This window comes from Ferrovibrio xuzhouensis (assembly GCF_042648965.1).
Taxonomy (GTDB): Bacteria; Pseudomonadota; Alphaproteobacteria; order Ferrovibrionales; family Ferrovibrionaceae; genus Ferrovibrio; species Ferrovibrio xuzhouensis.
Genome location: NZ_JBHRYJ010000001.1, coordinates 94,427 through 107,393, shown reverse-complemented (window position 1 = coordinate 107,393; position 12,967 = coordinate 94,427). Strand labels below are relative to the sequence as shown.

Below are 12,967 nucleotides of genomic sequence, written 5' to 3'. Positions count from 1 at the left end.
TAGGCTTCGGCTGCCGTCGGCGTGTTCTCTGCCGGCGGCGGCAGGCCGAACAGGACAGAACGATGGGCAAACCCGGGCCGCACAACCTGATCACCGATATTGCCGGGCTGAATGTCGGCCATGCCGATGATGCGCGGCTGCGCAGCGGCGTCACTGTCATCCTGCCGACGCATCGCGCCGCCTGTTCGGTCGATGTGCGTGGCGGCGGTTCCGGCACCCGCGAGACCGATCTGCTGCGGCCCGAGGCCACGATGCCGGCGGTGGATGCCGTCTGCCTGTCGGGCGGTTCGGCCTTCGGGCTGGATGCCGCGTCGGGTGCCATGCACTGGCTGGCGGCGCAGGGCCGCGGTTACGCGGTCGGCGGGCATCGCGTGCCGATCGTGCCGGCGGCGATCCTGTTCGATCTCAACAATGGCGGCGACAAGGCCTGGGGGGCGGAGCCACCCTATCGCAAGCTTGGCTGGGCGGCTTGTGCGGCGGCCGGTCCGGCATCGTTTCCGCTCGGCAATACCGGGGCCGGCTACGGCGCTGCGGCGGGCCGGCTCAAGGGCGGGCTCGGCAGTGCGTCGTGGGTCGAGGATGACGGCCTGATCGTGGCGGCTCTGGTGGCGGTGAATGCCGTCGGCAGTGTGCTGACGCCGGGCAACCGCGGCTTCTGGGCGGCGCCCTACGAGCAGGCCGGTGAATTCGGCGCCATTGCGCCGGCGGCCGGGGCGGGCAACATCGATCTCGGCATCGCCGCCGAATCGCGCATCGCTCCGCCACAGACCGCCACCCCGCATCTTGGCGGCCATACCTGCATCGGCGTGGTGGCGACCAATGCGGTGCTGGACAAGACGGCATTGCGTCATGTGGCCGGCATGGCCCACGATGGCCTCGCCCGGGCCATCCGCCCGGTCCACACCCCATTCGATGGGGATACGCTGTTCGCCATAGCGACGGCGGACTGGCAGGGGCCGGCCGGCGGGGATGCCGCCAGGCCGTGGCTGATCGCCCGGATCGGCAGCATTGCCGCGGATTGCGTGGCACGCGCCGTGGCGCGCGGCGTATGGTCGGCGGATACACTCGGGCATCTGAAATCGGCCCGGGAACAACTGAACGAGGGAACAGACCGATGAACAAGTGGCTAGCAGCGCTGGTCGTCGCCACACTCGTGGTGGCGGGCGGTTTGTGGTTTACCACGCGTCAGGTGGGCGAGCAGGCCGGGGCGCCGCAGCCGGCAGTGCGCGACAGCGTCGTCATCGGCATGGCGCTGGAGCCGCCGGGGCTCGACCCGACCATCGCGCCGGCCGCGGCGATCGGCGAGATCACCCATCTCAACATCTTCGAGGGTCTGACCAAAATCCGCGAGAACGGCGAGGTGGCGCCGCTGCTGGCGCAAAGCTGGACCGTGTCGCCCGACATGAAGACCTTCACCTTCAAGCTGCTGAAGGGCGTGACGTTCAGTGACGGCACGACATTCGATTCGGCTGACGTGAAATACGCCTTCGAGACCTATGGCGGCGAGAAAAGCACCAACAAGCGCAAGGCGGTCTTCGCCAATATGGCAAGTATCGAGACGCCGGACGCTGATACCGTCGTCATCATGCTGAAGTCCGCCGATCCGCAGCTGCTGTTCAGCCTGGGCGAAAACACGGCGGTGATTACCGCGCCGGAATCGGCGGCGACCAATGCCACCAAACCGGTCGGCACCGGGCCCTATGTGCTGCAGGACTGGGTGAAGGGCGATTCGGTCACCCTGGTTGCCAGCAAGAGCTATCGTAACCCGTCGGCGATCCATATCCGGACGGCGAAGTTCCGCTTTATCTCCGATGCCGGCGCCATGGTCACCGCCATGCTGGCCGGCGATCTCGATGCGATCCCGATCGGCATTACCGGCGAGAATGTTGCCCAGTTCGAGCAGGACAAGCGGTTCAGGGTCACCATCGGTTCCACCGAGGGCGAGACGATCCTGACCATCAACAACAAGCGCAAGCCGCTCGACGATGTCCGGGTGCGGCGGGCGATTTCCTATGCCATCGACCGCAAGGCGATCATCGACGGCGTCAATTCGGGCTATGGCATCCCGATCGGCAGCTGGATTCCGCCGCATGATCCGGCTTATGTCGACATGACCGGCCGCTATCCGCATGACCCGGCCAAGGCCAGGGAACTGCTGCAGGAGGCGGGGGTGAGCAACCTCGTGCTCACCCTCAAGCTGCCGCCGCCGGCCTATGCCCGCCGCGCCGGCGAGCTGATCGCCAGCGAGCTCGCCGCGGTCGGCATCACGGCGAAGATCGAGAATATGGAATGGGCGCAATGGCTGGACGGCGTGTTCAAGAACAAGAACTACGACCTGACCATCATCAGCCATGTCGAGCCGAACGACTATGTGAAGTTCGCCGACCCGAATTATTACTGGCAGTATGACAGCCCGGCCGCGCAGGCGCTGATCGCCAAGGCAGGCTCGACGCTCGACAAGGACGAACGCATCAAGGCGCTGCAGGACCTGCAGCGCCTGCTGGCCGACGATGCCGTGGTCGGCTTCCTCTACAACCTGCCGCGCATCGGCGTCTACAAGGCCGGCCTGACCGGCTTCTGGACCAATGCGCCGATCTTCGTCAACGACCTCTCGGCGGTATCCTGGCAGCAGTAGCCCGGGGCCGCGCAGGGGCGGATACGGAAAAGGGCCGCCGGATCGCTCCGGCGGGCCTTTGTGATATCAGGTCTGTCGTGGCGGTCAGCGCACGAAGACGTGGACCTCGTTGGTCGCCAGCTGGGCATTGCTGCCGGCGGTGACGTTGACCCGGCTGGCGGGCAGGCCCATGTCGGCCAGCGAGCGCAGCACCCGGTCGGCATTGCGGCGGGCCTGGTTCTGGTTGCTGGCAGTCTGGGCCTGGCTGCCGCCGGCGGCCACGGCCACCACGTCGAACATGGCATTCGGCTTGCGGGCCAGCGCCTGCGACACGGCGTTGTACAGCGCCTGCTGATAGGGCACGTCCGCGCGGTCGAAGCGGATCACCACCAGCGGGGTGCGGCCATCGGTGGCCGTCGGGCCGGCGGCCGCGGCGGCATACTGCTGGTTGCCGGCATAGTAATTGGCGCGGGTGCCGAGCGCCGGGCCGAGCATCTCGCCCTGTTTCACGCCGGTGGCCAGCGCGGTCAGGTTGGCCCGCTCGCTGCCGATATAGTTCGACTGGCGGGCGACATCCTGGCTCAGCTCGCCGAGCAGGCGGTCGATCAGCACCACGGTCTTCGAGGTCTCGTCCTCGAGCACCGCAAGCTGGCGGTGGTCCTCGTCGATGGCGCCCGACAGGCCATAGGTCGACTTGATGGTCTGCAGCAGGTAGGTCGACATCGCCGAATCGGAGGCGACCTGGTTGCCAAGGCCGCTCAGCTGGGCGACATCGGCCGACATCTTGTCGAGATCGACCTGGGCCGAATTCCACTGGCTGACCAGGATCGGGTTGCCGGGCGTGGTGCCCATCTGCAGCCGGGTGCTCACCGCGGCGACAAGGCCGTGGTAATCCTGCGAGTTCTTGGTTGCATTGGCGCGGATCGACTGCAGCTGCTGGTTCCGCTGGGTGATCGCGGACTGCAACTGGCTCAGCTCACCGCGCATCTGCTGGATCTTCTGGCCGACATAGGTGCCGGTCGGCTGGCCGGGCGTGACGCCGGGAACGACGAAATTGGTCGTGCCCATGGTCGGCGGGCTCAGCGTCGGCTGCGGATTGGCCTCGGCCTGCGAGGGCGGAATCTGCTGCCGGACCGTGGCCGGGCTGTTCGTGCCGCTCGGATCTTCACCGGCCAGCGAAGGCCAGAGCTCGTCGGAGACATAGGAGCAGCCGGACAGCAGCAGAATCAGACTGACCGCCCCCGCTGAGCCCAGGGCCCGCGTCGAAAACAGAGCCCCGCGTCGTTGCGCCGGGTTACGAACAGGATGTGCCATGCCGCGCCATCTCGGTTGATAAAATCAAGTGCGTTGTGGCCTGTGGGCCCCCCGGTCACAGCAAGCACGCCAGACAGGATTTCCCCCCGTCAGCACAGACCTGCCGCAACCGCTGGCATTCTAGGGGTGCCATGGCGGCCCCGCAAGCACCATCTTCCTGTAGAATCCGAGGGTTGTGCCAATTCAGGCCGGCGGCGATATGACCCTTGCGTGCCCCCGTCGAATTGAGTAGGTTCCGCCCCCGTCGCGGTTTCGCGGCACGTGCGCTCGTAGCTCAGCTGGATAGAGCACCAGACTACGAATCTGGGGGTCAGGAGTTCGAATCTCTTCGAGCGCACCATTTTCCCCATACTGCAGGGCATCGGCCTGTTTACCGGATGCCCGGTTGGGGACTTCGCCCCCTGACAGCCCCGCCCATCTGTACCGGTGATCCGGAGTCCCGCGACTCGGCCCTTGTCGCAGCAGGGGCGTAAGATTTCAGAAAAAGGTCCGGTGTGGCCCGGCCTTTCAGCCCGGCCGGAGCGTCAGTGGGATGCCCCGGACCGGCTGAGGGCGAGCGCTACCAGCGTGCAGACCGAACCCGAGAGCAGGTAGGCCCCCGACGCGATCAGGCCGAAATGACTGGCCAGCAGCAGGGCGGCGAGCGGCGCGAAGCCGGCGCCGAACAGCCAGGCCAGGTCGGAGGTCAGCGCCGAGGCCGTATAGCGGTAGGTGCGCGAGAAGTTCGAGGCGACAGCCCCCGAGGCCTGTCCGAACGACAGTCCGAGCAGGATGAAGCCCAGCACCATGAACAGTGTCTCGCCGACATCGCCACCGTCCAGCAGCTGCGGGGCGAAGCCGCTGAATGCGGCGATGGCAGCGGCCGTGCCGGCGAGCAGCTGGCGGCGGCCGATGCGGTCGGCGATCAGCCCCGACGCCAGCATCGCCGCGACGCCGACGGCGGCGCCGATCAGCTCGATGGTCAGGAAGCGCGCCGGCGGCTGGCTGGTGAACAGGAAAATCCACGACAGCGGGAAGACCGTCACCATGTGAAACAGCGCGAAGCTGGCCAGCGGCGCAAAGGCGCCGGCAATGATGTTGCGGCCTTCCATGCGCAGGGTTTCGATGATCGGTGTTGGCTCGAGATCGCGGTTCTCGAACTGCTTGCCGTATTCGACGGTCATCACGATCCGCAGCCGGGCGAAGAGGGCCACGACATTGATGGCAAAGGCGACGAAGAACGGATAGCGCCAGCCCCAGCTGAAGAAGTCGTCAGGGGACAGGTTGGCAATGAAATAGGCGAACAGGCCGCTGGCCACGACGAGGCCGAGCGGCGCGCCGAGCTGCGGGATCATAGCAAACCAGCCGCGCCGCCCAGCTGGCGCATTCAGCGACAGCAGCGAGGCAAGGCCGTCCCACACCCCGCCCATCGCCAGGCCCTGACCGATGCGGAACAGAGCGAGCAGCAGGGCGGAGGCAGCCCCGATCGTCTCGAACCCGGGCAGGAAGGCTACGGCGACGGTCGAGGCGCCGAGCAGGAAAAGAGCGACGGTCAGCTTGGCGCCGCGGCCATAGGCGCGATCGATCGTCATGAACACGACGGTGCCGACCGGCCGGGCGACGAACGCGAGCGCAAAGATGGCGAAGGAATACAGCGTTCCGGTCAGCGGGTCCGCATAGGGGAACACCAGCTTCGGGAAAACCAGAACCGACGCAATGGCATAGACGAAGAAGTCAAAAAACTCCGAGGTGCGGCCGATGATCACACCGATGGCTGTCTCGGCCGGCCCCACGCTGCCGTGATGATGCGCGTCGGCGGGCGGCATGTCCCGCTCAAGGCTCGACGATGCTGATGTGGCAGTGTTCATGGAGTAACCGAATATCTTTCGTGCATCGGAGGGGCTTGCCGCCCGGCTGACCCATCATATTCTCTCCCGGACCGGCGCCAAGAGGAGATGGAAAATTGTCCGTGGACATATTGCCTCATGGACAAATTGTCCAAGGGCAACTTGCCTCATCCTCCTGGCGCGGAAAAACCGCTATTTACGCCTCCGTCTGTTTCCATGACCCGGCGGATTTCCCCTTGCGCCTCTTTCGCATCATAACCTTAACCTCTCTGGTCCTGTCCGTGGGCGGCTGCAAAGCCGTCGTCCTCGACCCTGCGGGGGATGTTGCAGCCCAGCAGCGCGACCTGTTGCTGCAGGCCACCGGGCTGATGCTGCTGATCATCGTGCCGGTGATGGCGCTGACGGTGTTCTTCGCCTGGCGCTACCGGCACAGTAACAAGTCTGCGCGGTATGAACCCGACTGGGATCATTCGATGCAGCTTGAACTGGTGATCTGGGGCGCCCCGCTGCTGATCATCATCTGCCTCGGCGCGCTGACCTGGATGGGCACCCATCTGCTCGATCCCTATCGCCCGCTCGACCGCATCGCCGCCGGCCGTCCGGTGCCCGGCAGCGCCACGCCGCTGGAGGTCGATGCCATCGCGCTCGACTGGAAATGGCTGTTCATCTATCCGCAATACGGCATTGCCACCGTCAACGAGATGGCCGCCCCGGTGGACCGGCCGATCACCTTCCGCATCACCGCCTCGTCGGTGATGAACTCCTTCTATATCCCGGCCCTGGCGGGACAGGTCTATGCGATGCCGGGCATGGAAACGAAGCTGCACGCGGTGATCAACCAGCCTGGCGCCTACAAGGGGTTTTCCGCCAACTACAGCGGCGCCGGCTTCTCCGGCATGCGCTTCACCTTCCATGGCGTCGACGACGCCGGTTTCGACAAATGGGTGAGTGATATCAGGACGGCCGGCGACGCACTCAGTCGTGCCCGCTATCTCGAACTTGAGCGCCCGAGCGAGAACGTGCCGGTGCGGACGTTCGGCGCCGTCGACAAATCGCTCTATAACGCCATCCTCAACATGTGCGTGCAGCCGGGCAAGATGTGCATGAGCGAGATGATGTCGGTGGATGCCCGGGGCGGCCTGGGGCTGGCCGGCATCGACAACCTGCTGCCGCTGGAATACGACAAGTATGCCCGTCGCGGCAGCACGGTTTTCGGCACCAGGCCGCGCCCGGTTGCCGGCCTCTGTGCGATCCCGCCGGAGGAGACCGGCATCGAGGCGCTCGCGGCCCCGCTGTCCCGACCCGCCCGGGATGCAGCTCCGGCATCGCCGTCCTATTCGCCCGTCGGCCTGCGCCGGCCCGAACCGTCGCCCGCCGCGCGGCCGTCCAATTCCTGAGGCATTTCCAATGGATTCCTCCATGCTCAAGTTCATTTTCGGGCGGCTGACGCTGGATGCACTGCCGCTGCACGAGCCGATTCTGGTCGGCACCTTTGCCGTGGTCGCGCTGGGTGGTGTCGCGCTGTTCGGCGCGCTGACCTATTTCCGGCTCTGGGGCTACCTGTGGAAGGAGTGGTTCACCAGCGTCGATCACAAGAAGATCGGCATCATGTACATGGTGCTGGGCATCGTGATGCTGCTGCGCGGTTTCGCCGATGCCATCATGATGCGGCTGCAGCAGGCCATCGCCTTCAACGGCTCGGAAGGCTACCTGCCGGCCCATCACTACGACCAGATTTTTACGGCCCATGGCGTCATCATGATCTTCTTCGTGGCGATGCCGCTGGTCACCGGACTGATGAACTATGTCGTGCCGCTGCAGATCGGTGCCCGCGACGTCTCCTTCCCGTTCCTGAATAATTTCAGCTTCTGGATGACGGTGGGCGGCGCCGTCATTGTCATGATGTCGCTGTTCATCGGCGAGTTCGCCCGCACTGGCTGGCTCGCCTATCCGCCGCTGTCGGAAACCGCCTACAGTCCCGATGTCGGCGTGGATTATTACATCTGGGGCCTGCAGGTCGCTGGCCTCGGCACGTTGCTGTCTGGCGTCAATCTGATCTGCACGATCATCAAGTTGCGCGCCCCGGGCATGACGCTGATGAAGATGCCTGTGTTCACCTGGACCGCGTTGTGCACCAACGTGCTGATCGTCGCCTCGTTTCCGGTGCTGACGGCGGTGCTGGCGCTGCTGACCCTCGACCGCTATGTCGGCACGAATTTCTTCACGAACGACTTCGGCGGCAATCCGATGATGTACGTGAACCTGATCTGGATCTGGGGTCACCCGGAGGTCTACATCCTGATCCTGCCGCTGTTCGGCGTCTTCTCGGAAGTCACCGCCACCTTCTCGGGCAAGAAGCTGTTCGGCTATACCTCGATGGTCTATGCAACCGTGGTGATCACGGTGCTGTCCTACCTGGTGTGGCTGCATCACTTCTTCACCATGGGCTCCGGCGCCAGCGTCAATTCCTTCTTCGGGATCACCACGATGATCATCTCGATCCCGACCGGCGCCAAACTGTTCAACTGGCTGTTCACCATCTACCGGGGCCGCGTCCGGTTCGAACTGCCGATGATGTGGACGGTCGCCTTCATGCTCACCTTCGTGATCGGCGGCATGACCGGCGTGATGCTGGCGGTGCCGCCGGCCGATTTCGTGTTGCACAACAGCCTGTTCCTGATCGCCCATTTCCACAATGTGATCATCGGCGGCGTGCTGTTCGGCCTGTTCGCCGGCATCAGCTACTGGTTCCCCAAAGCCTTCGGGTTCAAGCTCGATCCCTTCTGGGGCAAGCTGTCGTTCTGGTTCTGGGTGATCGGTTTCTACTTCGCCTTCATGCCGCTCTATGTGCTGGGCCTGATGGGGGTGACGCGCCGGGTGCGGGTCTTCGACGATCCGTCGCTGCAGGTCTGGTTCGTGGTGGCCTGCTTCGGTGCCTTCCTGATCGCGCTCGGTATCCTGTGTTTCCTGATCCAGATCGCCGTCAGCATCCGCAAGCGCGAACAGCTCCGCGATCCCACCGGTGATCCGTGGCAGGGCCGCACCCTCGAGTGGTCGACCTCTTCGCCGCCGCCGGAATACAATTTTGCCTTCACGCCGGTGATCCACGACCGGGATTCCTGGTGGGACATGAAACGGCGCGGCTATGTTCGCCCGCTCACGGGGTTCAAGCCCATCCACATGCCGAAGAGCACCGGCACCGGAGTGATCCTCGCCGGCCTCAGCGTCGTGTTTGCCTTTGCCATGATCTGGTACATCTGGTGGCTGGCGGCGCTCAGCTTCCTGGCCCTGGTCGTCACCGCGATCGGCCATACCTTCAACTATCACCGGGATTTCGATATTCCGGCGGATGAAGTTGTGCGGGCCGAGGACCGGCGGACGCAGCTTCTTGCCGCCCGGAGCTGAACCATGACCACAGCCATCACCGAAACCCACGCCGCCGGTCACGCGCCGGTTTTTTATGTGGCGGACGAGCATCCGCATGCCGAAGGGCACAGCACCATGCTCGGCTTCTGGATCTACCTGATGAGCGACTGCCTCATCTTCGCGATCCTGTTCGCCACCTATGCCGTCCTCGGCGGGAACTACGCCGCCGGCCCGTCGCCAAAGGATGTCTTCGAGCTGCCACTGGTGGCGGTCAACACCACGATGCTGCTGCTGTCGTCGATCACCTACGGCTTTGCCGTGCTGGCGATGCAGAAGGGGCGGGTCGTGCCGACGCAGGCGTGGCTGGCGATCACCGCCGTTTTCGGTCTCTGCTTCGTCGGCATCGAGTTGCACGAGTTTTCCGGCCTGATCGCCGAGGGTGCGGGGCCCGGGCGCAGCGCCTTCCTGTCGGCCTTCTTCACCCTGGTCGGCACGCATGGCCTGCATGTCAGCACCGGCCTGCTCTGGCTGGTGACCCTGATGGTGCAGGTCGGCCGCCACGGTCTGACCACGGCGAACCGTCGCCGCCTGATGTGCCTCAGCATGTTCTGGCATTTTCTCGACGTCATCTGGATCGGCGTCTTCACATTCGTCTACCTGATGGGGATGCTGCGATGAGTGCGAATGCACAGGCAGGCCACGACGCGGCCCATGCGGGTGGTCACCACGATCACGAGACCGGCGGTGCCCATGCCAGCCTGCGCGGCTACCTGATCGGTTTTGGCCTGTCGGTCGTCCTGACGGCCATTCCGTTCTGGCTGGTGATGTCGGGCGTGCTCGACAGCAAGCAGGCGACCGCCATTGCCATCATGGTGTTTGCCGTGGTGCAGATCGTCGTCCACATGATCTTCTTCCTGCATATGGATGCACGGTCGGAGGGTGGCTGGTCGATGATGGCGCTGATCTTCACCCTGATCGTGGTGGGCATCGCGATGTCCGGCTCGCTGTGGGTGATGTTCCACCTCAACGCCAACATGATGCCGACCATGCATGACATGAGCCGGGTGCCGTGACGTCTGCGGCGGATACGCGGCCGGTGATCCGGCCCGCGCTCCGTCAGGCTGCCATGGTGCGGGCGGGCAGAGGCTGGTCGCGCCCGTCGCGCCGGCTGATCGTGCTGACCGTTTTTGCCGTTCTTGGCATTGCCCTGCTGTCTGCCCTCGGTGTCTGGCAGGTCGAGCGGCGGGCCTGGAAGCTGGGCCTGATCGACCGGGTGGACCAGCGTGTCCATGCCGCCCCCGTTGTTGCGCCCGGCCCGGCCGACTGGCCGGCGGTGACGCGGGCCCGCGACGAGTATCTGCGGGTGACCGCCAGCGGCCGTTTCCTGAACGACCGCGAGACCCTGATCCGGGCCGCGACCGAGCTTGGTTCGGGTTACTGGGTGCTCACCCCGTTCCGGGTCGATGCGGGCTTCACCCTGCTGGTCAACCGCGGCTTCGTGCCGCCGGACCGGCGCGACCCGGACAGCCGTCGCTCCGAACAGGTCACCGGCGAGACGCAGGTCACCGGGCTGCTGCGCATCAGCGAGCCCGGGGGCGGGTTTCTGCGTAAGAACGATCCTGCGCAGGACCGCTGGTACTCGCGCGATGTGGCCGCCATCGCCGGTGCCCGCGGCCTGCCGGATGTCGCGCCGTATTTTGTCGATGCGGCTGCAGGAACCGCCGGCCCGGGCGACTGGCCGCGGGGCGGATTGACCGTGATTGCCTTTCCCAACAACCATCTGGTCTATGCCATCACCTGGTTCGGATTGGCCCTCATGCTGTCCTGTGCGATAGTCTTTGCATGGCGCGAAGAAGGGCGACATGACGGACGACACTCGCCGAACGATTGACCGATATGCTGTCGTGGGCGCCCGGGAACGCGTGCGGGCTGGCTGGCAGACGTGGGTCGACCGGCTGCAGCGGCTGCTGACCCTGTTCGCCGATGACAGCGGGTCGGGCGCGGGCATTCATACTGTGCCAGATCCCGACGTCACCAACCGCAGGAACATGGCGCTGCTGATCCAGCTGCGCTCGATCGCCATCGTCGGCCAGGTCGTCACGATTGTGGTGGTCGAAGCCTGGCTCGGTGTCGCCCTGCCGCTGGCCCAGATGGCGCTGGTGTTGCTGGCTTTGATCACGCTGAACATCGCAACCGGCGTGTGGCTGCGCCTGCGCCGGGCGGTGACCGGGCGGGCCCTGCTGCTGGTGCTGGTCTTCGACGTGGCGGCGCTGAGCGTGCAGCTCTGGCTGAGCGGCGGCGCGGTCAATCCCTTCATATCGCTGTTCCTGCTGCAGGTCACGCTGGGGGCCGTGCTGCTGGATGCCCTGTCGACCTGGATCATTGTGGTACTGGCCTGCCTGAGCGTGGTCGGCCTGACCTTCTGGCACCGCCCGCTGGCGCTGCCGGACCCGTCAATCGGCGACATGTTTTCCCTGCACTTGACCGGCATGCTGGCCTGCTTCCTGCTCGATGCCGTCCTTCTGGTCGTCTTCGTGACCCGGGTGAGCCGGAACCTGCGGGAGCGCGACGCGCATGTCGCCGCTATGCGTCAGCATGCGGCGGAGGAAAATCATATCGTCAGGATGGGGTTGCTGGCTTCCGGCGCCGCCCATGAACTGGGCACGCCGCTCTCCTCGCTCTCGGTCATTCTTGGTGACTGGCGGCGCATGCCGGCGGTGGTCGGCGATACCGAAATGGCGCAGGAGCTCGAGGAGATGCAGGCGGCGGTCCGGCGCTGCAAGGCGATCGTGACCGGCATTCTGCTGTCGGCCGGGCAGACGCGGGGAGAAGCCTCCGAGGCGACCACCTTGAACGCCTTTATCGAGGGGATCGTCCTTGAATGGCGTGGCTTGCGTGCGACGGCCGGCTTCGCGCTGGAAAACGGCATTCACGATGCGGAGCTTCCCGTCGCATCCGATGCCGTCATCAGGCAGGCCATCTTCAACGTGCTGGACAATGCCTTCGAGGCATCGCCGCAGAACGTACGGCTCACCGTCGATCAGGACCGGGATATGCTGGTCCTGCGCGTCTATGATGCCGGGCCTGGCTTCGATCCGGCCATGCTGTCGCAGATCGGCAAGCCGTATCAGTCCAGCAAGGGCCGGGCCGGTGGCGGGCTTGGCCTGTTTCTGGTGGTGAATGTCGTCCGCAAGCTGGGTGGTTCGGTTGCGGCGCGCAACCTGCCGCAGGGCGGTGCCGTGGTGATGCTCACCTTGCCTCTGGCAGCGCTCAAGATCCCGGAGGGCCAGCATGCCTGACGAGATGTCCGGCGGACCGCGGCTGCTGATCGTCGAGGACGACGCGGATTTTGCACGCACCCTGAAGCGCTCCTTCGAACGGCGTGGCTATGAGGCTCGGGTGGCCGACAGCCTGGAGCAGATGCAGGAGATCCTGAAGACGCACAGTCCCAGCCATGCGGTGGTCGACCTGAAGCTCGGTGGCGCCTCGGGTCTGGCCTGTGTCGAGGCCCTGCATGCACATGACCCCGGGATGCTGATTGTCGTGCTGACCGGTTATGCCAGCATCGGCACCGCGGTGGAGGCGATCAAGCTCGGGGCCTGCCATTATCTCGCCAAGCCGTCCAATACGGACGATATCGAGGCGGCGTTCAACAAGCGGAACGGGGATGCCGAGGCGCCCGTGGTGGAGCGGCCGAGCAACATCAAGACGCTGGAATGGGAATTGATCCACCGGACGCTCGCCGAAGCGGACTTCAACATCTCGGAGACCGCCCGGCGGCTCGGCATGCACCGGCGTACCCTGGCGCGCAAGTTGGACAAGAAGCGGCTGGACTGACCGGCCCAGT

General features: G+C 65.3%; 11 protein-coding genes and 1 tRNA gene. 10 read left to right on the top strand and 2 right to left on the bottom strand.

Going from position 1 to position 12,967, the window contains the following annotated elements; genetic code table 11:
* Nucleotides 1-62: 62 nt before the first annotated feature.
* Entirely contained in the window at nt 63-1,118 is a 1,056-nt protein-coding gene (locus ACFOOQ_RS00480; protein ID WP_379720135.1) for a P1 family peptidase, read from the top strand.
* Nucleotides 1,115-2,635 carry an ABC transporter substrate-binding protein gene (locus tag ACFOOQ_RS00475; RefSeq protein WP_379720132.1) on the top strand — a complete coding sequence of 507 codons (1,521 nt, stop codon included), beginning with the start codon at nt 1,115-1,117 and terminating at the stop codon, nt 2,633-2,635. The genes ACFOOQ_RS00480 and ACFOOQ_RS00475 overlap by 4 nt, the downstream gene beginning before the upstream one ends.
* Before the next feature lie 84 nt (nt 2,636-2,719).
* Here ACFOOQ_RS00475 and ACFOOQ_RS00470 read toward each other — a convergent pair whose 3' ends face one another.
* On the bottom strand, nt 2,720-3,928 hold the full coding sequence (locus ACFOOQ_RS00470; protein ID WP_379720129.1) for a hypothetical protein: 1,209 nt from the start codon (nt 3,926-3,928) through the stop codon (nt 2,720-2,722).
* Nucleotides 3,929-4,191: 263 nt separating this feature from the next.
* On the opposite strand from ACFOOQ_RS00470, the gene ACFOOQ_RS00465 reads away from it, so the two are divergent.
* Nucleotides 4,192-4,268, top strand: a tRNA-Arg gene (locus tag ACFOOQ_RS00465).
* A 184-nt stretch (nt 4,269-4,452) separates the two neighbouring features.
* On the opposite strand, the gene ACFOOQ_RS00460 is transcribed toward ACFOOQ_RS00465, so the two are convergent.
* Nucleotides 4,453-5,733, bottom strand: a complete 1,281-nt coding sequence (locus ACFOOQ_RS00460) for an MFS transporter (RefSeq protein WP_379720126.1) — start codon at nt 5,731-5,733, stop codon at nt 4,453-4,455.
* 302 nt (nt 5,734-6,035) lie between these two features.
* Between ACFOOQ_RS00460 and cyoA the strand changes: the two genes are divergently transcribed.
* The 7 genes from cyoA to ACFOOQ_RS00425 are packed head-to-tail and all read left to right on the top strand — an operon-like array spanning nt 6,036 to nt 12,957.
* On the top strand, nt 6,036-7,151 hold the full coding sequence (gene cyoA, locus ACFOOQ_RS00455; protein ID WP_379720123.1) for a ubiquinol oxidase subunit II: 1,116 nt from the start codon (nt 6,036-6,038) through the stop codon (nt 7,149-7,151).
* Nucleotides 7,152-7,173: 22 nt separating this feature from the next.
* The gene (gene cyoB, locus ACFOOQ_RS00450; protein ID WP_379720120.1) at nt 7,174-9,159 is read left to right on the top strand and encodes a cytochrome o ubiquinol oxidase subunit I; all 1,986 of its coding nucleotides are present in this window, start codon (nt 7,174-7,176) and stop codon (nt 9,157-9,159) included.
* 3 nt (nt 9,160-9,162) lie between these two features.
* Complete coding sequence (gene cyoC, locus ACFOOQ_RS00445) at nt 9,163-9,798, top strand: cytochrome o ubiquinol oxidase subunit III (protein WP_379720117.1); 636 nt, start codon at nt 9,163-9,165, stop codon at nt 9,796-9,798.
* Nucleotides 9,795-10,193 carry a cytochrome o ubiquinol oxidase subunit IV gene (gene cyoD, locus ACFOOQ_RS00440; protein ID WP_379720114.1) on the top strand — a complete coding sequence of 133 codons (399 nt, stop codon included), beginning with the start codon at nt 9,795-9,797 and terminating at the stop codon, nt 10,191-10,193. The genes cyoC and cyoD overlap by 4 nt, the downstream gene beginning before the upstream one ends.
* 23 nt (nt 10,194-10,216) lie before the next feature.
* Nucleotides 10,217-11,011, top strand: a complete 795-nt coding sequence (locus tag ACFOOQ_RS00435; RefSeq protein WP_379720111.1) for an SURF1 family protein — start codon at nt 10,217-10,219, stop codon at nt 11,009-11,011.
* On the top strand, nt 10,983-12,419 hold the full coding sequence (locus ACFOOQ_RS00430) for an ATP-binding protein (protein WP_379720108.1): 1,437 nt from the start codon (nt 10,983-10,985) through the stop codon (nt 12,417-12,419). Before ACFOOQ_RS00435 ends, ACFOOQ_RS00430 begins: the two co-directional genes overlap by 29 nt.
* The gene (locus ACFOOQ_RS00425) at nt 12,412-12,957 is read left to right on the top strand and encodes a response regulator transcription factor (protein ID WP_379720105.1); all 546 of its coding nucleotides are present in this window, start codon (nt 12,412-12,414) and stop codon (nt 12,955-12,957) included. Before ACFOOQ_RS00430 ends, ACFOOQ_RS00425 begins: the two co-directional genes overlap by 8 nt.
* Nucleotides 12,958-12,967: the final 10 nt, after the last annotated feature.